Here is a 22,248-nt window from a genome sequence, read left to right as displayed (position 1 = left end):
GCGCACGCGATGCCAGTCCACAGCATCGCGCCTCGGAGCCGAGCGCGTAGCCAATGCGCCGACTACGGTGCCTTCATCGATTCGCCGTATTGTGACGGCCTTGCGTCCCGATCTATCTATCGCTTCTTGCTGCGCGTGCGGCCATTGGCGGCCGTGCCGGCCGATGAACGTTTCTTCGCCGCGGCGCGGGCGGCGCGCGCCTCTTTGACGTGGGGACTTGGCGCAGACGCCGCCTGCTTCACATGCGAACCGCCATCGGATGCCACGAGCGAGCGCACGCGCGGCTCCTGCCCGTTAGCGTTGACCGCAGCGCCACCGGTCGCCGGTATGCCGCGTACGCCGGCACGCGCCCCCGGCTTGGCCGACACCTCCCGCACCAGCCGAAAGTGGATCTTGCGCGCGTCCAGATCGACACGGCTCACTTGCACACGCACACGCTCGGACAGACGGAAGCGGATCCCGGTGCGCTCGCCACGCAACTCATTCTTGATTTCGTCGTATTGGAAGTAGTCAGCGCCCAGTTCGGTGACATGGACCAAACCTTCGATGAACAGCGAATCCAATTGCACGAAAATACCAAACGGCGTCACGCTGCTGATCATCCCGCCGTATTCCTCGCCCAGCTTGTCTCGCATGAAATAGCACTTGAGCCACGCTTCGACATCGCGCGAGGCCTCATCCGCGCGCCGCTCGTTGGCCGAACAATGCAGGCTGAGTTCCTCCCAGATAGCATCGTGCGAACGGTCCCCTGTATGCATGCGCTCGCCCTCTCGCTGCAACGCACGTGCTTGAGGCGCCAGCGAAGTGCTGAGCACGACGTCGCCGCAAAGTTGCGGCTGATATTTCTTGCCGGCCAGGATCGCACGAATCGCCCGGTGCGTAAGTAGATCCGGATAGCGACGGATCGGACTGGTGAAATGCGCATAAGCGTCATAGGCGAGGCCGAAGTGCCCGATATTGTCGGGACTGTAGACCGCCTGTTGCATCGAGCGCAACAGCATCGTTTGCAGCATCGATGCGTCCGGACGCTCCCGCACCTGCTTCATCAAGGCCGCGTAGTCACTTGCATGCGGCTTGTCGCCGCCGCCCAACGTCAGCCCGAAACCGCGCAGGAAGGTCCGAAGGTTCGCCAGCTTCTCCTCGGTCGGCCCCGCATGGATCCGATACAGCCCCGGATGCTTGTTGCGCTTGAGAAAATCGGCCGCGCACACATTGGCGGCCAGCATGCACTCTTCAATCAGCTTGTGCGCGTCGTTGCGCTGCCGCGGCAGGATCTGCTCGATCTTGCCCTGGGCGTTGCACACAATATAGGTCTCGGTTGTATCGAACTCGATCGCGCCGCGCTTCTCGCGCGCCTGCAGTAACGTCTTGAACACGCCGTGCAAGTGCTGCAGGTGCGGCAGCAACGCGCCGCGCTGCGCCGCCTCGGGCCCCTTCGTGTTCGATAAGATGGCCGCCACCTCAGTGTACGTGAGCCGTGCGGCCGAATGCATCACAGCCGGATAGAACTGGTATGCCTTGATGTCGCCACGCGAATTGATCACCATGTCGCAGACAAGCGTGCAACGGTCCACGTCCGGGTTCAGCGAACACAGCCCATTTGACAGTTTCTCGGGCAGCATCGGGATCACGCGGCGCGGGAAATACACCGACGTGCTACGCTCAAGCGCGTCATGATCGAGGCCATCGCCATCGGTGACGTAGTGGGACACATCGGCGATCGCGACCAGCAAGCGAAAGCCGTTCTGCCGGCCAATCCGGATTGGCTCGCAATAGACCGCGTCGTCGAAATCGCGCGCGTCCTCGCCGTCGATCGTCACGAGCGGCACATCACGCAAGTCCACGCGCTGGCGCAGATCCGCTGTGCGCACCTCGTCGGGCAGCTTGGCCGCCTGCGCGAGCGCCGCGTCCGAGAACTGGTGGGGCACGCCATACTTGCGCACGGCGATCTCGATTTCCATGCCAGGATCGTCGATGTCGCCCAGCACCTCGACGATCTTGCCGACCGGCTGCGAATGACGGCTCGGGAAGTCTGTTAACTCGATCGAGACGACCTGGCCGGACTTGGGCTTGACCTTGCCCGTCTGCGTCACAAGGATGTCATGGCCGATCCGCTTGTCCTCCGGCGCAACGATCCATGCACCGTTCTCGTTCAGCAACCGGCCGATGATTCGCTTGTTCGCCCGCTCGGTGACTTCAACAATGTGGGCCTCCGGACGGCCGCGCCGGTCATAACCCGTCACGCGCGCAAGCACCCGGTCGTTGTGCATGACCTTCTGCATCTCTGCATTGGACAGGAATAGGTCGACACCGGCGTCATCGCGAATCAGGAAGCCGTAGCCGTCGCGATGGCCCTGAACGCGACCGGCGACAAAGTTCGACGGATGCGTGAGCTGGTAATAGCCACGCTTGTCGAGCTTGATCTGGCCATCGCGCTCCATCGCGCCGAGGCGCTTGAAAAACCCTTCGCGCTCCTGGCGCTTGATCGCGAGTGCTTCGGCAATGTCATTGCCGGCAAGCGGCTGTTCGGTCGTGCGCAATACGCCGAGAATTTCTTCGCGGCTAGGAATCGGATACGGGTATTTGCTCAAAGCCTTGTCGATGAATGGTTATCGTGAATGCGCGCGACGCACGGATTGGCGTGTCACGCATCGTCACTGCCCGACCGATGCACAGTGGCGCCGGCCAACTCACTGGAGAATGATTCTAACACCGGGTTTGGCCGATGCAGGGCTGATGCGCTTGGTGCGCCGGCGCGGCGGACAGCGCGCACGTTGACACGGGTGAACCACCGGCTTACCGCTGGCCGGCTGAAAAGACAAAAAACCCCGTAAAATCTTTATTTTACGGGGTTTTTCGTACCACTTCGTCGTATCACGACAGCGCAACCGTTGGTGCCCAGGAGAGGACTCGAACCTCCACGGAGTTACCCGCTAGTACCTGAAACTAGTGCGTCTACCAATTCCGCCACCTGGGCGGCTTTGCTGCGTAATCAGCGAAGAACGCTATTATGCTGATCTGTCTCCATAGTGTCAACAATTACATAAAAAATTGTCGTGAGCGCATGAATTGTCCGAGTCTATAGCACGTAGTGTGTCCGGTTTTTGGGTGTTGTATGGAGCCACTCGTCAGTGATCGGGTCATTCGCGTGGACGCCGAGCGAAACGGGTGACGCGGGCCGCTCGGCCCGCGCCGGCCACAGCCATCTCTCGGCCAATGGCCGCAGCAAGATAGGATTGCCGTTGATCGCACGTACGCCCGCTCCGGGCTGTGGGCGTATCGGGCATGTCCAGCGGCATACGGGCCACTGCAAGTCAGCCTCGATCTGCGGGCTGCCCATGCGATCGACCTATTCATCTATCAGATCGTGCGAGAGACCGGCTCACTGTACGCAGCGCTAGGCGGACTCGACGCATTGGTCTTCACTGCTGGCATCGACGAACGCGCGCAGCCAGTGTGCGCCCGCGACGCATTTCGCTGGCTCAGCGTCGAAGTGGATGCGCCGACGCCAACCGAGCGGATAGCCCGTGCATCTCCGCACTGAAACCAGCCACCGGCACTGAAACCAGCGCGCGTCGCGTCCAGCCCCCCCTCCCCGACATGAGATGCTGCACTCAACGCACTGCAAGCAATGGCTCAAGCGTGCGGGCCGTGCCGGCCAGTGAACGCAGCCACGTATGGTGCAGGTGTTGATAACGGTCAAAAATGCCGCATAAATTGCCCAAACGCAAGCGCCCTGCCTCGGTCGTCTCGATGAAATTGTCCTCTAATGACAGCAGGCCGGCATTCGCGCAGCGGCACAGCACGCGGATCTCGTTAGCGAAATAGTCGGAAAACTCAATGTTGTGCGCCAGTTCGATCGCCTGCCGGTCAATGAAAAAATTGGTGGCCAGCGACTGGATGACCGTGCGACGGATCGCGTCGTCGGCCGACAAGCGCCATCCGCGCAAGCCGGGCGCGTAGACTTTGCGCCCTGCGATAGAACGCACGGGGACGGACGGGACTTCCTCCAGGTGCTGAAAATAGGCGTCGGCGGTGGCGCCGATCGCCCCCGGCCCGAGCGGCACGACACATTGCGTCGCACGCGAGGACAAACCGAACGGCTTGCACACGAGACGGCCAAACCGCTGCGCCGACACCAACGGATCGTCGCGCTGCGCGTAATCGTCGATACCCAATTGCACGTAGCCGCACGCATGCAGCCGCTCGACCAGCGCCACTCGCTCGGCGAGCACATCGGCGCGTGTGCAACGCGTTTGCAGACGGATCCGCGTGGCACGCGCGGCGATCAATGCATCGAGCGTCTGGAGCGTGCCCGGCGATTGCGGCGCGCCCGGCGCGATGCCGCGCGGGCCGCATGGACCTGCACCGTACTCGAGCACCGCTCCTACGGATGCAAAACCGTGTGTGCGGGCCAGCGCGACGAGCTCGGGCAAACGCCACTGCTCGGCGTCCATTGGCCCCTGCTCGCCCACGTTCGGGGATAGCGCCGACGACCGCATGCCCCCACCAATGCCGTCAAGCCGCTGCATCGGCGCTGCGCCGCCGCGCAGTTCGAGATGCGCGAAGCCGCTCAATATCAACGTGTCGAGTAACGTCTCGTCGTGTGCGGCACGCCAATCGAGCGAGACCGACCAGCGGGCATCGCGCGCGAACGTGAACCGCTGCCGCAGCAACGCAACGAGCCGCGCGGTGCCGCTTGCCCCGAGCAAGCCGAGTTCGCCGCTCCAGTGCAACTCCGCGACGCCGGATCGCGCCGGGTCCCATTGCCGGTGAAACGCGATGTCGTCGTCGATGCGGCGCGCAAACGCCAGATAGGCGGCATTACCGGGGGCAAGCGCCGGTATGACAACCGACAGCGCGATATGCGCCTTGTCCGTCCCCGCCCCGTCGATCAAGCCGGTGCCGCTGATGGGCGACACACTGGCGTAGCAAGCCGCCAGCGCCGCTTCGTCGAACGCGCCGACGAACCACCCGCGCTCCGGATAGGTCGCGTAACGGCGTAGCGTGTGCGGGTCCGCCTCACCAAGCATCGCGTCGCTCGTGCGCCCCTTCAAGATCCTGTTCTCCTTTTCGACTCCTCCGTCGGCGCAATTCGCCCGGGACAGGGGGTGCGCATCGAACCCCGATTCGTCTCGAACCACATCGCACTGGCAAAGCCCGCGCACAGCGCCGCACCCACACCGATCATCCACGTCAAATAACTCATTTTTCCCTCTGGCATACGCCTCGTGAACTGGTTCGCCGCCCGGCAGGCTGGCTCGCCGGATGCCCATCGCACAAAGCCGCAACCTCGACAAGCGCAGCACCGCGTATCGCGTGCCGGTGCGCCATGATGCAAATCAATAAGCATTGCGGTAACCAGCCATCCAAGCACACGACGCAAACACAAGTATTCGTTCCGCGTATCAATGATCGCCTCAATCCGCGCCCGGGCCCTTGACTGAAATCAATCACACGTCGCACACCGACGCGCCGCCTCAAGGCGAGGCTTGATTTCGATCAACTCAACCGCCCGCGCCAGCTGACAAGCTATCCGTGGCAATCTGATTCTTTTGCAATTTGGTTCTTTTTTGAGAGGACACGACCTTTGAGAGGACACGACCTTTGAGAGAACACGACCATGAAAGCCATCGACATGATGACTACGGGCGTCATTACCGTGACGCCTGCCATGACGGTGCGCGATGCCGCCAAGATGTTAGTTGAGCACCCTATCGGCGGCGCGCCGGTGGTTGACGACGCGAGCGTGCTGGTCGGCATACTCAGCGAGGCGGAGTAATGGCATCGCAGCGAACTACGCCCGGATGAACAGCATCGAAAGATACGTCGCCACCGGGCGCATCGGCAAGCGACGCGAAATTGCGCGCGAGGTTGAGGGGTGAGTTGGCGGACCGCAAGTGGACGTTTGCAAAGCACAATACCCTCGTGTGCAACGGGATCGTTCACCTGTGGGGCTAGCAAGGGCGCGATGACGAAATCAGGGCGATGCGCGTCGCCGCGCAGAACATCCCCGGCGTCAACGCCGTCGAGGACCACTGCGTACCGTACCCGCTAGTGCCCGTGGTGCAACACAGCACGCCGCCGTGTTGCGGCGCTGCGCCGAGCGTGCGGCCCGCCGCTGTCGCCAGCGCGCCGGCGGCGGCTGGTGCGCCATAGGAGGCGAGCATCCGGATGAAGCCGCGCCGGCTCGGCGAGCTGCTGGCCCTGTCCATGAGTGGGTTCCTTGGGTGCCCGTAGCAAGCGTCAACGCTTGGCGTCGTCGCGCTCGCCCGCGGAACGAGCCAGGTAGGCGGTCACGACGTCCGGTAAGTTGTCATGCAGCCAGCGTGCCATCTCGACCTCCTGCGGCAGGATTTGCTCGCAGCAACGTTGCGTCTCCGCGTCTCCGGCCACGCGGGCGGCCGCAATCAATGCCGTGTACGCGGCAATTTCAATGTGCTCGAACACATAACTGGCCATGCTGCCCTTGACTACCTCATCGGTGACGGTCATCCCACCGAGCGCCTGCCCAAACGCGGCAGCCCGGGCGGCAAGGTTCTTGATCGTCGATGGGCTGCTGCCCAGCCGGTCCAAGCACTGTTCGAGCAGCTTTTGCTGGGACAGCGTCTCGTCAATGTGCTGCTCGATGCGCTGTTTGAGCTTGGGATAATGTTCTAGCCTCGACGCTTGCGCCTTGAGCATCGACTCCGCATGCTGCTCCATCGCATAGGCATCCTTCAACCAATCAATCATATGTTCGCGTGGGCTCGTCATCATGTTTTCCTCGCCGGTACCGCACCGTATAGCGCGCCGCGCGACATGCGCGGCACATCGGTGTGCGCAACCGTCATACCCGGCAGGACGCAGTGGCCTCTGCGTGGCATCCGATACAGGCCGCCCATCGCGATCGACTCGTTCTGGCAATAATACGGTGCGCAATCAACCAGTGCCGGCCCGAGAAGCCAGGTAAGCGCGCATGTGGCCTGGCGCGAGACAACGCCCCATGACGGCAAATTTTTCACTACACTGCGCTGTCGTTGCCGCATCCAGTCTTCGCCGCAAACTGCACATGGCGGTACCCCAGCGAGGCTGCAACGCAATACAGGGACGGGACGGCCCTGCGTCCAACTGGCACAGTATGTGCTTACCTCGCTCGTCCGCTTAACAATCGGAGATTCAATGGCGCTTGACATCTGCAATGCGAAGCAACAACCCTGCTCAATGCGTTGCGTTCGCGGCTCACTGCGACGGGATGCCATCCTGTTTGCCGCAGCCGCAATGGCCTTGACGATTTACACTGCGCCGACGCAGGCGCAAACCCCGTCGCCGCTGGGCGAATGGCAGTATTCGGCTGGTGTTCCACTACAAAAACTGTACATGTCCTCCATTCCAGAGTGGCAAGCGAGGATCGGCATTGGCTCGACATTTGCGCCGCGCTATGAGGGTGAAAATCGGTATCGCCCGTTAGTCGGCCCCAGCGTGGACGTGCGCTACCGCGACCTTGCGTTCTTATCGACCGGCGAAGGCATCGGCGTCAATGTGCTGCGCGGTCCGAATTGGCGCGTGAGCGTCGCGGCAGCATACGATCTTGGCCGGCGCGCGCACGACGACCCATCGCGGCTGGCTGGTCTGGATAACATCAACCCGGCACCAGACATGAAAATCGCCGCCGAGTACGTGGTCTCAAAAGCGTTTCCGCTGACGCTCCGGGGCGTAGCCACACGCAGCTTTGGCGGCTCGAACGGTTGGACGTTCGATCTGGGCACCTACATGCCCCTACCGGGGAGTTCAGAAAAGTTCTATTGGTTCGCGGGTCCGTCCGCGACGTTTGCAGACTCGAAGTACATGAATAGCTGGTTCGGCGTCACTGCCGATCAGGCCGTGCGCTCCGGATATCGCCGCTATGACGCAAGCGCCGGACTGAAGTCGGCGGGCTTCGGCATCACGATGGTTTACTTCGTAAATAAACATTGGTTCGTCAGCGCCGATGGCGCCTTCAAGCGTATGCTGGGAAGCACAGTGGACAGTCCGCTCACACGATCTCGGCTTAACGGCGTCTGCGACGTGTCGATTAACTACCAGTTCTAACGACGCGGTCTCCTAACGCCTCGATCTCGCCAGATAAGCCGATGCGCGCTTGCAGCGGCGCGCAATAACCATGCAATAACCGACGGTAACGGCTCAGCAGCCGCCGCTACACACACCGAGTCTGTCGCGCCGGGCCTGCGCCCGTTACCGTACGGGCACAGGCTGGCCTGCGTCGCAGCTTACTCGGCAACCCCCAACTTTTGTGCAAGCTTCTGCGACATCAAGTAATGCTCTCTGAGGGTGGGCAGAGCTTTTAGCGCTGCTTCTTTCAACGACGGATTTTCCCCCTCCTTGGCCTCTTTCTCAAATGCGGCGATGGCTTGGCGGTGCGCCTCCAGACCCACTTTACGCACGTACGCATGGTCGAAGTCCGAGCCCGTCAACGGCTTAAGTGACTCGAGTAGCGCAATGTCGGAGTTGTCCTTAGGCACTTCCACACCATGAGGTGCCACCGCTTTCAGCTGCACCGTCAACCTCATATGATCGGCGATCATGTGGCGCGCAAAGGATCTAACGTCTGGGTTACTCGTATTCTTATGCGCCATCTTCCCCGCATCGATCTCGGTTGACGATGACATCGTGGCCGCCTGTATGAAGTCACGGTCCGCGCTTGACAGCGGGTTCGCGGCCGTCGTTGACGCAGCCTGCGTTTGAGCATGAACCACCGGAGTAAGCACCAGCGCACCAATACAAGCGAGTGTAGTTAACTTCATTATGGATTCTCCAATTAAAGTGGCATGAGTGAGCCTGGCCGTAGCCCCACCACGGCTCGGCTACGACAGTAGCAAGTGCCGTGCCGCAACAACGCCTAAAGCCACTGCAACAGCACGCGCCTCATTTGAGACGCTCACGGGTTATTGCGCAGCGTGGCAGCCACCCGCGGCCTCGCGGCCGCCATGTCAACGAACGCGTACACCGACATCTGCAGATTTGTTCACTTCAACGTCAGCCGAATCCTTTGAAGGCACGTGCTCAATACGATCCGGCAGCACGTCTGCATCCGGCTCTATCGTCTCATCGCCATCGGCAGCGGCGCGCTCGCCTGTGCCAGCCCGATCCGTATCGCTGCGTTGCTCCACCATGCCCATTTCAAGCGCATGGTTATCCAACTCCGTGTCGCGATCGAAGTCGTACCGCTTTGCGCCAACCGTGTCGCTGCCGGTGTCCGAAGAATCGCCCGGGCCGAGCGCCTCGATATCATGGCCGGGCACGTGGGGTTGCCGCAAATGGTTGTCGGGATCTAATGTGCTGTTCATCATGCTCTCCGTGCAATGTGTGCATACAACGGTAGCAGACGCCGTGCCCCATTCCATGCCGCGCATCCGAAGTTTGGGCACGTTCAGTACGTGGTTCTAAACGTCCTATAACGGCGGCTCAGGAGCCAATTGCACGGAGCGCCGAACGCCATTAGGCCGCATGTGCCGATCAACATAGCGGCGCGACAAGCGCCGCGTTGAGGAATGTCGCGCCGTAGGCGACGCCGGACCACTGCACGATGGCGGCATGGCCGTGGACCCCGACGCCTCAACATACAATGATGGTAGAAATGGCAGCAACAGCGTCATCGCGACGATCGTCGTGAATGAGCCGAAAACACACACGCATAAGTTACGTTGCCAGTGAGGCGCACCGGCGTCGGGCGCGGGCGGTGGGACGGCGGCACCCGTATCACCGCTACCCGTCGATGGCGTTTACCGCGCTGGTCTTCGCGTCCGCGTCGCGCAATCGCATGACGCGCCGCACGCACCATGTCAAGATTGCGCTGCACAAGCGCTTGACAAGCGTCATTACTCTCTACGCGCGGCCCGTCTGGTACGGCCGATCAGGATGATGAACAAAGACACACGGAATCAAAGAGGCTTTCAAATCCTACTGTTCGCGGTATCGTTCGCGCTCATCTGGATCCTGCTGCCGTTCTTCGGCGCAATTTTTTGGGGCACGATTTTGGCCATCCTATTCCAGCCGTTACAGCGCACGCTGACGATGCGGCTGGGCAACCGCCCAAATCTCGCAGCCCTGGCGACGTTAAGCCTGTGCGTGCTGGTCGTGATCCTGCCTGTGAGCCTGATGATTGGCACGCTCGTGCAGGAAGTCTCATTCGCCTACGAGCAAATTAAAACCGGCCAGTGGAACATCACGCTGTATTTCCAAAAGGCGGTCGGCGCGCTGCCCGCGTTTGCGCAGCACTGGCTGAACGACGTCGGCTTGGCCGACATGCAAAGCCTGCAAGCCAGGCTGACCGAAGGGGCCGCCCGCATCAGTCAATTCGTGGCCGCGCAGGCGGTCGAAATCGGCCAAAATACGCTGCAGTTCGCCGTTGGCTTTGGCATCATGCTGTATATGGTGTTTTTCCTGCTACGCGACGGCGGCGCCATCTCGTTGCGTATCCGTGAAGCGGTGCCGCTGGCCGACTCGCACAAGCAAAAGCTGCTCAGCAAGTTCACTACCGTGGTGCGCGCGACGGTCAAGGGCAATATCGCGGTGGCCGCGGTGCAGGGCCTGCTCGGCGGCCTGATTTTCTTCATCCTCGGCATCAGCGGCTCGCTACTGTGGGGCACGTTGATGGCGTTCCTGTCACTGCTGCCGGCGATCGGCTCGGCGCTGGTCTGGGGACCGGCTGCGATCTATTTCCTGCTGGCCGGTCCGTTGTGGAAGGCGATCGTGCTCGTTTTGTTCTGCTCACTGGTGATCGGTGGCGTGGACAACCTCCTGCGCCCCATCCTGGTGGGCAAGGACACCAAGCTGCCTGACTGGGTCGTGCTGATCTCCACGGTCGGTGGCATGGCCACGTTCGGCATCAACGGCTTTGTCATCGGCCCATTGATTGCCGCGCTGTTCATCGCGTGTTGGGACATTTCAGTGCTCATTGCGCGCGACGAGACCCATCCGCCCTCCGCTGTCGATGGCGCGATGCCGCCGCCGCGCAACGGCGCGCGGCGGCGGCGTCGGACACCGCGGCACAAGGACTTGTCCAGCGATGCGTGAACGACCCAGCGATGCGTATACGCGGCGTTCAACTGCCGCTGCCCGCGGTGTCGAGCGCCGTGCGCTCGATCGCCTGCGCGAAGCTCAGTCACGTAGCGGCAGGCACGCCGCTCAGCGGGGCTTCGAGCGCGGCAAGCCGGCTTCGGTCTGACGTTGCAAGTCACGGATATGCCGCTGCAACTCGCGCAGCTGCGTTTGCGCAGCAGCTTTCTGCTCGCCCAGTGCCTGCGCCTGCGCCGCGGTCTGTTTCTGGCGAGTCGTGACTTCCGCCTCCTGCGCGCGTGCCACGTTCAGGTCTGCCTGCAGCCGCACAGCTCGATCACGCGACAGCGCGATCATGCGGTCGGTGAATGCCTTCTGCGCCTCCAGCCGCGCACGACGAATTTCGATATCGGACAGTTGCACGGTCTGCCGTACTAAATCCGCATAGATGGCTTCGGCTCGGACCGAGTCTTGCGTCTTGATCACACGCCAAAAGTTTTTTTGTTGGAACAATGCAATGTAATAGGTCATCTCCTTGCCGTAGAACAGCAGGCTCGCACCGTAGCTGCCGTTATAGGCCGTGCGGAATTCGGTCAACGCCGAAGCGTGGATCAACCGTTGCAATTCCGCGACATTGCCGCCGGTTGAATTGTGCGCCTCGTCAGCCGTTGGGGCGCTGGGCGCCACCGCGCCGGGCAACACAACGTTGGCAGCCGGTTCCTGCGTGATAGCGACGTTACTGGCCGTCTCCTGTGACGGCGCACCGGCCCACGCGGTCGCTGCTTGACTGACGATGGCCGCGGCAACCGCCGTCAGCACCCTACCCCTTGCTCGTGGTAATTGATTCATTTGTTTTCCGAGTGTGCGCTTTTTCGTGGGGTCAATATTACTTAAATTCGTGGGTTTCGGGTTCCTCGTCCAAGATCTAGTATTGATGCATCTTTTCCCATAGTACCGCGCGGCTAAAGCCCAGATGCTGCGCGGTGTCGTGCCACTTCCAGCTTTGATGACAACGCCGCAATAATTCGCGAGCATTCCGCCATATTCCACTGACTACGATCGACCAACACTTCGGGGATGCTATCGGCCGGCACGGGTTGGGCGCGACGAGCCAATGTCAGCGATCGCATGTGTGCTTAGAAGTCGTTCTACCAAACGGCAGCGCCGCTTTGCCGTATGCTTTTCGTGATCGATGGCACCGTCAACGCCGTGCCATACCGCACTGTCAGTATGTGCCGGTTCGCGCGCCTGCATCATGCGACGCGGCACACCGCCATCGCACCGGGTCCACCATGGCCCGTGACGATAACGCCCCGTATCAGGAGGAAGACGTGATACAAGCGTTGCTCAATCTCCGCGCGGTCTGCGGCGTGCTAGTCGCGATTACGTTGCCCATATCGGATGCCAGCGCCCTCGCCGCCGACAACGCATCGCCGATTGGCGTTTGGCAAACAATCGACGACCACACAGGACAACCGAAGGCATTGGTCCAGATCGCGCAGGAAGCCGACAGCACGCTGGCAGGCAAAATCGTCAAGGGGCTGGCCACAAACGACCAACCCGATTGCCGCTGCACCGCATGCACGGACGCGCGCAAAGACCAGTTGATGCTCGGCATGACGATCATCGACGGCATGAAGCAGGACGGAGACAGCTGGAAGGGTGGACATATCCTTGATCCGGAAAACGGCAAGGTCTACAAGTGCAAGATGCACGTCGAGGACAACGGCCAGAAGCTGGTCGTGCGCGGTTATATCGGCGTGTCGCTGATCGGCCGTTCACAGACATGGAACCGTCAGCAGTAACGCGTTGCACGCCTCGTCAATCAGCATATGTCCCCGCCAGCCAGCAGTCACGCGTGGTACGCGCCCATCGAACTGCGGCACGCCGACGGCGCGCCACGCACGGCCACGGGGCCGCGCACTGTCACGTCAATGACGTATCGACGATGCGCCGCGGCGCTTCGAGATATTCCTTCGATTGCATCTCGACAATGCGCGACACGGTCCGCGCGAATTCATTGGCCATCGGCCCTTCCACGTACAGCTGCTCGGCCGGCACGGCGGCCGACATCAACAGCTTGACCTTATGATCGTAGAGTACGTCGATCAACCACGTGTAGCGACGCGCCTCAGACGCCATACGCGGCGCCATCTGCGGCACGTCCGACAAAATGATCGTGTGAAAGCGTGTCGCCAACTCCAGGTAGTCGTTTTGCGACCGTGGTCCACCGCATAGCGTCGCAAAATCGAACCAGACGACACCATCGGCGCGGCGCAGCGCCTTGATCTCGCGTTTTTCGATATGCAGCACCGGGTTCTCGTCTGGTACCCCAGCCAACCGCGCGAACGCCTCACGCAATGCCCTGTCGGCATGGGCGCCCAGCGGCGTATGGTAAGTCTGCACCTGTGCCAGCGTGCGCTGGCGGTAGTCAGTGCCCGCATCCACGTTCAACACGTCGAGCCTTTCGTTGATTAAGTCGATCGCAGGCAGCAGCCGGTCGCGATGCAACCCCTCGGGGTATAGCGTACTGGGTTCGTAATTGGACGTCATCACGAACTGCACGCCGTTGTCGAACAACTTCAACAACAACCGATAAAGGATCATCGCATCAGCGATGTCCGAAACATGGAACTCGTCGAAGCAAATCAATCGATAACGCTTCGCGACCAATCGTGCCAGTTCGTCCAGCGGATCGGCGCGACCCTTAAGCACCTCAAGCTCACGGTGCACCTCGCGCATGAATTCGTGAAAATGCAGCCGCGTCTTGCGTTGCACCGGCACGACAGCATAGAAACTATCCATCAGGAAGCTCTTGCCGCGCCCAACGCCGCCCCACATGTAGACTCCGCATGGCGGCTCCGGTCGAATGATCCACCTCCTAAGCGCATTGGAACGCCGCGCCTTATAGGCTACCCAGTCGTCATAGCAGCGTTGCAGTCGGCTGATCGCGCGTTGTTGCGCCACATCGGCCTGATAGCCGCGTTCAGCCAGTTCCTTCTCGTAGTATTCGGTGACGTTCATCGGTGCAAGAAAATGGGCGGGTGTTACCCGCCCCATTTCGCCGCCTGTCGCATGGCGGGCTCACGCCAGCCCGGCCGGCAGCCCCGGCATCCACCTCGGCGCGAGGCGGACCCGGCTTCGCGTTACATGTTCAACGCGCGCTTGTCGACGGCGAGCGCCGCCTCTCGCATCACTTCGGAAAGCGACGGATGCGGATGGCAAATCCGCCCGATGTCCTCCGATGCAGCTTTGAACTCCATCGCGACGACCGCCTCGGCGATCAAATCGGACGCATTCGCCGCGATGATATGCACGCCGAGCAGTTCATCGGTATTCGCGTCGGCAATCATCTTCACGAAACCATCGGCGCGATTGAGGCCCAACGCACGTCCGTTGGCCATGAACGGGAACTGTCCGGTCTTGACCTGTCGGCCTTCCGCCTTCAATTGCTCTTCGGTCTTGCCGACCCACGCAATCTCCGGCTCCGTGTAGATGACCCACGGGATGCAGTTGTAATCGATGTGCGGCTTTTGCCCGTCAATCACCTCGGCGACCAGTACACCTTCGTCCTCGGCCTTGTGCGCGAGCATCGGACCGCGCACCACATCGCCGATCGCATAGACACCGGGCAGTTTGGTACGGCAATGGTCGTCAACGTCGATGAATCCGCGCTCGTTGACCGTCAGCCCAATCGCCTCGAGACCGAGGTCGTCGGTATTCGGCACGCGGCCCACGGACACAATCAAGCGGTCAGCCTCGAGCTTCTGCGCGTGACCGTCCTTGTCCGCGTACGAGATCGTTACGCCGTTATCGGTCGCATTCACCTCGCTGATCTGCACGCCCAGGTGAATTTTCAATCCCTGCTTCGCGAACTGCTTCGCGGCTTCCTTCGCCAATCCCTGATCGGCGGCGCCGAGGAACGACGGCAACGCCTCGAGTACTGTCACCTCGGCACCGAGGCGCCGCCACACCGAACCCAGTTCGAGCCCGATGACGCCCGCGCCAATCACCGCCAGCTTCTTAGGCACCGAATCGAATGCCAGCGCCCCTTCGTTGTCCGCGACAATCCGGTTATCTACTTTCGCAAACGGCAGGTGGCGCGCCTTCGAACCGGTTGCAATGATCACGTTGCGCGCGATCACCGACTCCGTGCTGCCTTCACCGACGACATCGATCTGATAACCGGCGTCGGTCTTGCCAGTGAACTTGCCGTGTCCCTTGAGCCACGTAATCTTGTTCTTGCGGAATAGAAACTCGATGCCCTTGGTCATCTTGTTGACGATCGCGTCCTTGCGCGCATGCATCCTCGCGATATCGATCTTCACGTCCGATACCGAAATGCCATGATCGTCGAGGTGATGCGAGGCATTCTCGAACGCCTCGGACGAGGCCAGCAGCGCCTTCGACGGGATGCAGCCGACATTCAGGCAGGTGCCGCCGAGCTTGAGTTCGCCGGCCGGGTTCTTCCACTTCTCGATACAAGCAACGCTCTTGCCGAGCTGCGCGGCGCGGATTGCCGCAATGTAGCCACCGGGGCCCGCACCGATCACGACGACATCAAATTCTTTTGCCATGAAGACATTCCTCGCTTAAAGGTCGAGCAGCAAGCGTGCCGGATCTTCCAGCGCTTCTTTCATCGCGACGAGCGACAGCACCGCCTCACGACCGTCGATGATCCGGTGATCGTACGACAGGGCAAGATAGTTGATCGGACGGATCACGATCTGGCCGTTCTCAACGACCGGCCGCTCCTTCGTCGCATGCACGCCGAGGATCGCCGATTGCGGCGGATTGATGATCGGCGTCGATAGCATCGAGCCAAACACGCCGCCGTTCGAGATAGAGAACGTGCCGCCGGTCATTTCTTCGATCGACAGCTTGCCGTCCCGGGCTTTCGCACCAAACTCGGCAATCTTCTTCTCGATGTCCGCAAGACTCATCTGATCTGCGTTGCGCAAGATCGGCACAACCAGGCCGCGCGGCGAGCCGACCGCGATGCCGATGTCAAAATAGCCGTGGTAGACGATGTCGTTGCCATCGATCGACGCGTTCACGAGCGGGAACTTCTTCAGCGCATGCACGGCCGCCTTCACAAAGAACGACATGAAGCCGAGCTTCACGCCGTGTTCCTTCTCAAAGCGATCCTTGTACTTGCTGCGCAGATCCATGACCGGCGCCATGTTCACTTCGTTGAACGTGGTCAGGATCGCGTTAGTCTGTTGCGACTCGAGCAGGCGCTCGGCGATCCGCGCGCGCAGCCGTGACATGGGCACGCGCTGCTCCGGGCGGTCCGTCAGCCAGGTGTCCGCACCCGGCGCAGCGACCTGCGGCAACGCGGCACGCGACGGCGCCGCCTTCGCGGCGACACTGGCCGGCGCGGCCGGCTTGGCGGCCGGCGACGCGCCAGCTGCTAGCACGTCACCCTTGGTCACCCGACCGTCGCGGCCGGTGCCGCTCAGCTGGCCGGCGCTCAGGTTCTTCTCCGCGAGCAGCTTCGAGGCGGCCGGCGACGCGATTGCGCTGCTGGCGCCGCCGGCCGCGGCCGGTTGCGCTGCGGGAGTCGGCGAGGTTTGCGGCGCCGGCTTCACTTCGGCGCCTGCGGCGGCGGCAGCTGTTTCTGTCGCCGTCGCGCCCGCCGCGGTGCCAGCCTTCGCTTCGGTATCAATCTTGGCGATCACCTCATCGGCAACAACTGTGTCGCCATCGTGCTTGATCACTTGAGCGAGCACGCCCGCAGCCGGCGCCGGCACTTCGAGCACGACCTTATCGGTCTCGATCTCAATCAGTATTTCATCTTGCGCAACCGCTTCCCCCGGTTGCTTCTTCCACTGGAGCATCGTAGCTTCGGACACCGACTCCGAAAGCTGCGGAACTTTAACTTCAACAATAGCCATCGTCATTATCCTGAATACGTATCGTGCCGTATCGGGCGACCAGGCGCTGGAGACGCGGCGCACGGTCCCCCGGGGGGACGAGCATTCGCCCCCCTCGGCTTCATCGTTGCGTAATTACTTGATCAGCGTCGCGCTCTTGAGCCGGCCGAACGCACCCTCGACCAGCGCCTTCTGCTGCTCGTAGTGCTTCGCGTAGTAGCCGACCGCCGGCGACGCGGACGCCGGACGCCCGCTGTACGCGAGTTTCATACCGTCCCGCATCCCTTCGGCGAGGTGGTGCTCGATGTAGAACCAGGGTCCTTGATTCTGTGGTTCATCCTGCACCCAGACGACCTCAGTCGCGTTATCGTACTTCTTCAGCTCGGCTTCGAACTGCTTGTGCGCGAACGGATAAAGTTGCTCGATACGCAAGATCGCGACGTCGGCGTTCTTTGCCTCGCGGCGATGGGCGATCAGATCGTAGTAGACACGCCCTGAGCAAACGAGCACACGCTTGACCTTTTTCGGATCGATCGACGCATCGGTCTCGCTGAGCACCGGATGGAACGCGCCGCTCGCCAACTCGGACAGGTCCGACACCGCTTCCTTGTGGCGCAACAATGACTTCGGCGTCAACACGATCAGCGGCTTTCGGAACAGCCGGATCATCTGGCGGCGCAGCAGGTGGAACATTTGTGCCGGCGTCGTCGGCTGCACGACCTGCATGTTGTGCTCCGCGCACAATTGCAAGTACCGCTCGATGCGCGCCGACGAGTGTTCCGGACCCTGCCCTTCGTAGCCGTGCGGCAGCAGCATCGTCAGCCCGGACACGCGGCCCCACTTAACTTCGCCGGACGAGATGAACTGGTCAACGACGACTTGTGCGCCATTGGCGAAGTCACCGAACTGGGCCTCCCATGCCACCAGCGTATTGGGTTCGGCCGTCGAATATCCATACTCGAAGCCGAGCACCGCTTCCTCGGACAACACCGAATCGATGACAGTGAAGCTCGCCTGCCCGTCCGCGACATTCTGCAGCGGAATATACGTGCCATCATCCCAGCGCTCGCGATTTTGGTCATGCAGCACCGCATGGCGGTGCGTGAACGTGCCACGGCCCGAGTCCTGTCCGGTCAAGCGCACCGCGTAGCCGGAGGCGACCAGCGATGCAAACGCGAGGTGCTCACCCATGCCCCAGTCGAGCGGTTGTTCACCGGCGCCCATCTTGCGACGGTCGTTGACCACGCGCTCAACCAGCGGGTGCAGCTTGAAATTCTCCGGGATCGTCGTGATCCGCTCGGCCAGGCGCTTGAGCTCGGCCAGCGGCACTGCAGTATCTGCCGCATCGGTCCACTTGCGGTTCAGGAACGGCACCCAGTCGACCGCATACTTGCTCTTGTAGTTCGACAGCACCGGGTCGACCGTGTGATGCCCCTCGTCCATCGCCTTACGGTATGTCTTCACATACTGATCGGCTTCGTCGGCACCGATCACGCCCTGCGTTAGCAGTTTCTCCGCATACAGCGCGCGCGTGCCGGGATGCTGCGCGATCTTCTTATACATCAGCGGCTGCGTGACCGCCGGCGTATCCTGTTCGTTGTGACCGAGCTTACGGAAACAGACGATGTCGATCACGACATCCTTGTGAAACTGCATCCGAAAATCGATCGCCAGTTGCGTGGCGAACACGACGGCCTCTGGGTCATCGCCGTTCACATGCAACACCGGCGCCTCGATCATCTTCACGACGTCGGTGCAATACAGCGTCGAGCGCGCATCGCGCGGATCGGACGTGGTAAAGCCGATCTGGTTGTTGATCACGATGTGCAGCGTGCCGTACGTGCCATAGCCACGCGTTTGCGCCAGATTCAGCGTCTCCATCACGACACCCTGGCCGGCAAAGGCCGCATCGCCATGAATCTGCACCGGCAGCACCTGCAGACCGTCCAGGTCGCCACGACGGTCCATGCGCGCTTTCGCGGAGCCTTCCACCACCGGGTTGACGATTTCCAGGTGCGATGGATTGAACGCCAGCGACAGGTGCACCGGGCCGCCAGCCGTCGAGACATCGGACGAAAAGCCCTTGTGGTACTTCACGTCGCCAGCCGGCAGATCGTCGACGTGCTTGCCTTCGAATTCGGCGAACAGGTCCGCCGGCATCTTGCCGAGCGTGTTGACGAGCACGTTCAGGCGCCCACGGTGGGCCATGCCGATCACGATTTCCTGCACGCCTTTGCTGCCTGCATGGTGCACGACCTCATCCATCGCCGCGATGAAGCTCTCGCCGCCTTCGAGCGAGAAACGCTTCTGACCGACGTACTTCGTGTGCAGGTAGCGCTCCAGGCCTTCGGCCGCGGTCAACCGCTGGAGAATGTGCTTCTTTTTGTCGGTGGAGAAATTCGGCGTTGAGCGCGTGGACTCCAGCCGCTCCTTCCACCAGCGCTTCTGCTCTGGATCGCTGATGTACATGAATTCCGCACCGATCGTGCCGCAATACGTGTCGCGCAGCGCCTTCACGATGTCGCGCAACGATGCTTGCTCAAAACCGAAGTACAGGTTCGTCGCATGGAACGTCTGGTCCATGTCGGCTTCGGTGAAATCGTAAAACGCAGGTTCGAGTTCGGGAATATGCGGACGTTCGCGGCGCTTTAGAGGATCGATGTTGGCCCATTGCGAGCCGAGGAAGCGATAGGCGCCGATCAGCGATTGAACGTAGACTTGCTTTCGCGCAGTGGACAGGTCGTTGTTGCCGCCACGTGGAATGAATGCGTTCGCTTTGGCTCGTTGGGCGAAGGACTCGACGATCGGCGCGTGGGCCACGTCATTCACATTCGAGCCGTCCGACGCAGGTACGTTTTGCAAGGCATCGAAGTAGCTGCGCCAGTTCTCGGGCACGGACGCCGGATTATCGAGATATGCTTCGTACAATTCTTCGACGTACGGAGCATTGCCGCCGAACAAATACGAGTTCAGCTGGAATTGCTTCATCATTTTGACGCTCACCTTTCTTCGAGTTTCTCGAGAAATAGCGGGTTACGAAACCTTCCGCGCGACGGCCTGACCGTGTAGCGGATTGCGCGAATCAAGTCTGCTGGGAAGGACCTAAAACATGCATCGGCGAAGCTTATCACGTTTAGCCTATTGCGGCTATTTGCCTCATTTGCAAGCGGGCCGATGCCGGACCTGAACGGAGCGGATCGAGGACGGATCGCCCGCACCACACCACCACCACACCGATACAAAAACGCCACACCGGCTCATGCGGGCATGACGCCGATGCGGCACAATGGACTTCGCCCGCCGGCGGCATCGCTACAGCGACGCACGTCAGTCGGCCGCAGCCTCGCGGCTCGCGCGCCGGCGCTCGTGCTCCTTTAGGTGTCGCTTGCGCAGTCGGATCGACTGCGGCGTGACCTCGACAAGCTCGTCATCGTCGATGAACTCGACCGCGTACTCGAGCGTCAACTGGATCGGCGGAACAAGGCGCACCGCCTCGTCGGTCCCCGATGCGCGCACGTTCGTCAGCTGCTTGCCGCGGATCGGATTGACCACCAGGTCATTGTCGCGGCTGTGAATGCCGATGATCATCCCTTCGTACAGCGCGTCGCCCGGCGACACGAACATGCGACCACGATCCTGCAGCTTCCACAGCGCGTACGCGACCGCGGCGCCGTCATCTTGCGAGATCAACACGCCGTTGCGCCGCTCGCCGATCGTGCCATCTCGCATCGGCTGGTATGCATCGAAGATGTGACTCATCAGGCCCGTGCCGCGCGTCAGCGTGAGAAACTCGCTCTGGAAGCCGATCAGTCCACGCGCCGGAATCCGATATTCCAGCCGTGTACGCCCGCGGCCGTCAGACGCCATGTCAAGCAGCTCGCCCTTGCGGCGACCCAGCTCCTCCATCACGGCGCCCTGATGACCGTCCTCGAGATCCACGGTCAGCAACTCGTACGGCTCGTGCTTAACACCATCGATCTCGCGCACCACCACACGCGGACGCGATACCGCGAGTTCGTAGCCTTCGCGACGCATATTCTCGATCAAGATAGTCAAATGCAGCTCGCCGCGACCGGACACTTCGAACACCGTCTCATCGCCGGTATCCTTGACCCGCAACGCGACATTATGATTCAGCTCCCGGTTCAGTCGCTCGCGGATCTGGCGGCTGGTAATGAACTTGCCTTCCTTGCCCGCCAACGGCGACGTGTTCACACAGAAGTTCATCGTCAGTGTCGGCTCATCGACGGTAATCATCGGTAGCGCGTCCGGCACGTCCGGCGCGCAGATCGTCGCGCCGATGCCGACATCGTCGATGCCGTTGATCAGCACGATGTCGCCAGCCTCGGCACTGTCCACCTGCACGCGCTCCAGCCCCTTGAAGACCTGCACCTGATTAATCTTGCGGTTCAACGGCTCGCCCTGCGGGCCGAAACGCATCACGACTGGCTGGCCGGCCTTGATGCGCCCGCGCGTGATGCGGCCCACGCCGATGCGACCGACATAGGTTGAATAGTCTAGCGACGTGATCTGCAACTGCAGCGGCGCGTCCGGATCGGCCGCGCGCACCGGCACGTATTGCAGTACCGCTTCGAACAACGGGCGCATGTCGCCTTCGCGCACCTGCGCGTCCAAGCTGGCATAGCCGTTCAGCGCCGATGCATAAACCACCGGGAAATCGAGCTGTTCGTCGTTTGCGCCAAGCTTGTCGAACAGATCGAACGTCTGGTTGATCACCCAGTCCGGCCGCGCGCCCGGACGGTCGATCTTGTTGACGACCACGATCGGCTTGAGCCCGAGCGCCAGCGCCTTCTTCGTGACAAAGCGCGTCTGTGGCATCGGCCCTTCGACCGCGTCGACCAACAGCAGCACCGAGTCCACCATTGACAGCACGCGCTCGACTTCGCCGCCGAAGTCAGCGTGCCCCGGCGTGTCAACGATATTGATGTGCGTGCCTTCGTATTCAACAGCACAGTTCTTCGCGAGGATCGTGATGCCACGCTCCTTCTCGATGTCGTTCGAGTCCATCACGCGCTCGGCGACTTGCTGGTTTTCACGGAACGTGCCGGACTGCCGGAGCAGCTGGTCCACGAGCGTGGTCTTGCCATGGTCGACGTGCGCGATGATGGCGATATTGCGGAGCGGGCGTGTCATAGAGGAGTCGTTCTAACGCGGTGCGTGGCGAAGCGGGCCGACGCAAGGCAAAGCGGCTGCACGCAGCCCGAGGATCACGCCACAGCAGCGGGCGATGTAGCACGGGCGCCAAATTGGAAACCAAAGATTCTACCACGCTGTGGCGTCCGCGCCATGCGCACGCGGTGCGCATGGTGAACTG

The 22,248-nt window shown here is 61.5% G+C and carries 17 protein-coding genes, 1 tRNA gene and 2 pseudogenes; 5 read left to right on the top strand and 15 right to left on the bottom strand.

The genetic code is table 11. The features are described 5' to 3' along the window. Positions 1-116 precede the first annotated feature (116 nt). Positions 117-2,591 carry a ribonuclease R gene (rnr, locus tag B0B13_RS05960; RefSeq protein ID WP_076794996.1) on the bottom strand — a complete coding sequence of 825 codons (2,475 nt, stop codon included), beginning with the start codon at positions 2,589-2,591 and terminating at the stop codon, positions 117-119. Between the two features lie 301 nt (positions 2,592-2,892). Next, positions 2,893-2,977, bottom strand: a tRNA-Leu gene (locus B0B13_RS05955). A gap of 258 nt (positions 2,978-3,235) precedes the next feature. Between B0B13_RS05955 and B0B13_RS19975 the strand changes: the two genes are divergently transcribed. Further along, positions 3,236-3,544 (top strand): hypothetical protein, encoded by a 309-nt coding sequence (locus B0B13_RS19975; RefSeq protein ID WP_139337340.1) that lies wholly within the window; start codon positions 3,236-3,238, stop codon positions 3,542-3,544. A gap of 70 nt (positions 3,545-3,614) precedes the next feature. On the opposite strand, the gene B0B13_RS05940 is transcribed toward B0B13_RS19975, so the two are convergent. Further along, a complete protein-coding gene (locus B0B13_RS05940; protein ID WP_076794992.1) occupies positions 3,615-5,057 on the bottom strand; it encodes an oxygen-independent coproporphyrinogen III oxidase in 1,443 nt (480 codons plus the stop codon). A gap of 566 nt (positions 5,058-5,623) precedes the next feature. Between B0B13_RS05940 and B0B13_RS05935 the strand changes: the two genes are divergently transcribed. Beyond that, entirely contained in the window at positions 5,624-5,782 is a 159-nt protein-coding gene (locus B0B13_RS05935; RefSeq protein WP_083703654.1) for a CBS domain-containing protein, read from the top strand. A gap of 175 nt (positions 5,783-5,957) precedes the next feature. Here the strand turns inward: B0B13_RS05935 and B0B13_RS05930 are convergent, their stop codons facing one another. Together B0B13_RS05930 and B0B13_RS05925 are read right to left on the bottom strand one after the other, a co-directional pair. Beyond that, on the bottom strand, positions 5,958-6,215 hold the full coding sequence (locus B0B13_RS05930; RefSeq protein WP_076794990.1) for a hypothetical protein: 258 nt from the start codon (positions 6,213-6,215) through the stop codon (positions 5,958-5,960). Between the two features lie 31 nt (positions 6,216-6,246). Beyond that, positions 6,247-6,756, bottom strand: coding sequence for a ferritin-like domain-containing protein (locus tag B0B13_RS05925; protein ID WP_076787150.1), 510 nt, complete (start codon positions 6,754-6,756; stop codon positions 6,247-6,249). A 447-nt stretch (positions 6,757-7,203) separates the two neighbouring features. Here B0B13_RS05925 and B0B13_RS05915 point away from each other — a divergent pair, with 447 nt between their 5' ends. Further along, entirely contained in the window at positions 7,204-8,070 is an 867-nt protein-coding gene (locus B0B13_RS05915; RefSeq protein ID WP_076794986.1) for a MipA/OmpV family protein, read from the top strand. A 179-nt stretch (positions 8,071-8,249) separates the two neighbouring features. Here B0B13_RS05915 and B0B13_RS05910 read toward each other — a convergent pair whose 3' ends face one another. From B0B13_RS05910 to B0B13_RS19145, 3 genes and pseudogenes are all read right to left on the bottom strand, one after another. Continuing rightward, positions 8,250-8,786, bottom strand: a complete 537-nt coding sequence (locus tag B0B13_RS05910; RefSeq protein ID WP_076784957.1) for a DUF4142 domain-containing protein — start codon at positions 8,784-8,786, stop codon at positions 8,250-8,252. A 183-nt stretch (positions 8,787-8,969) separates the two neighbouring features. Continuing rightward, the gene (locus B0B13_RS05905) at positions 8,970-9,326 is read right to left on the bottom strand and encodes a chemotaxis protein (protein WP_076797180.1); all 357 of its coding nucleotides are present in this window, start codon (positions 9,324-9,326) and stop codon (positions 8,970-8,972) included. A 175-nt stretch (positions 9,327-9,501) separates the two neighbouring features. After that, a pseudogene (locus B0B13_RS19145) lies at positions 9,502-9,671 on the bottom strand (MFS transporter); the annotation flags it as partial. Positions 9,672-9,900: 229 nt separating this feature from the next. Here B0B13_RS19145 and B0B13_RS05895 point away from each other — a divergent pair. Further along, a complete protein-coding gene (locus B0B13_RS05895) occupies positions 9,901-11,055 on the top strand; it encodes an AI-2E family transporter (RefSeq protein WP_237573865.1) in 1,155 nt (384 codons plus the stop codon). A gap of 111 nt (positions 11,056-11,166) precedes the next feature. Here the strand turns inward: B0B13_RS05895 and B0B13_RS05890 are convergent, their stop codons facing one another. Together B0B13_RS05890 and B0B13_RS19140 are read right to left on the bottom strand one after the other, a co-directional pair. Beyond that, entirely contained in the window at positions 11,167-11,886 is a 720-nt protein-coding gene (locus tag B0B13_RS05890; protein ID WP_076784959.1) for a DUF2968 domain-containing protein, read from the bottom strand. Positions 11,887-11,962: 76 nt separating this feature from the next. Beyond that, positions 11,963-12,140 (bottom strand): annotated as a pseudogene (locus tag B0B13_RS19140) (helix-turn-helix domain-containing protein); the annotation flags it as partial. A gap of 228 nt (positions 12,141-12,368) precedes the next feature. Here B0B13_RS19140 and B0B13_RS05885 point away from each other — a divergent pair. Then, the gene (locus tag B0B13_RS05885) at positions 12,369-12,842 is read left to right on the top strand and encodes a DUF2147 domain-containing protein (RefSeq protein ID WP_076797179.1); all 474 of its coding nucleotides are present in this window, start codon (positions 12,369-12,371) and stop codon (positions 12,840-12,842) included. Positions 12,843-12,963: 121 nt separating this feature from the next. Here B0B13_RS05885 and zapE read toward each other — a convergent pair whose 3' ends face one another. The 5 genes from zapE to typA form a co-directional block, all read right to left on the bottom strand. Further along, on the bottom strand, positions 12,964-14,061 hold the full coding sequence (zapE, locus tag B0B13_RS05880; protein WP_076794980.1) for a cell division protein ZapE: 1,098 nt from the start codon (positions 14,059-14,061) through the stop codon (positions 12,964-12,966). Positions 14,062-14,183: 122 nt separating this feature from the next. Beyond that, the gene (gene lpdA, locus B0B13_RS05875) at positions 14,184-15,614 is read right to left on the bottom strand and encodes a dihydrolipoyl dehydrogenase (protein WP_076794978.1); all 1,431 of its coding nucleotides are present in this window, start codon (positions 15,612-15,614) and stop codon (positions 14,184-14,186) included. A gap of 15 nt (positions 15,615-15,629) precedes the next feature. After that, a complete protein-coding gene (gene odhB, locus B0B13_RS05870) occupies positions 15,630-16,934 on the bottom strand; it encodes a 2-oxoglutarate dehydrogenase complex dihydrolipoyllysine-residue succinyltransferase (protein WP_076787154.1) in 1,305 nt (434 codons plus the stop codon). Between the two features lie 114 nt (positions 16,935-17,048). Then, the gene (locus B0B13_RS05865; protein WP_076784962.1) at positions 17,049-19,904 is read right to left on the bottom strand and encodes a 2-oxoglutarate dehydrogenase E1 component; all 2,856 of its coding nucleotides are present in this window, start codon (positions 19,902-19,904) and stop codon (positions 17,049-17,051) included. Positions 19,905-20,240: 336 nt separating this feature from the next. Next, the gene (typA, locus tag B0B13_RS05860) at positions 20,241-22,067 is read right to left on the bottom strand and encodes a translational GTPase TypA (protein ID WP_076784963.1); all 1,827 of its coding nucleotides are present in this window, start codon (positions 22,065-22,067) and stop codon (positions 20,241-20,243) included. Between the last annotated feature and the right edge of the window lie 181 nt (positions 22,068-22,248).

Source organism: Burkholderia sp. b14 (assembly GCF_900156195.1).
Classification (GTDB): domain Bacteria; phylum Pseudomonadota; class Gammaproteobacteria; order Burkholderiales; family Burkholderiaceae; genus Mycetohabitans.
Note: the sequence above shows the minus strand (reverse complement) of the source record. Positions and strands in the feature narration are given on the sequence as shown.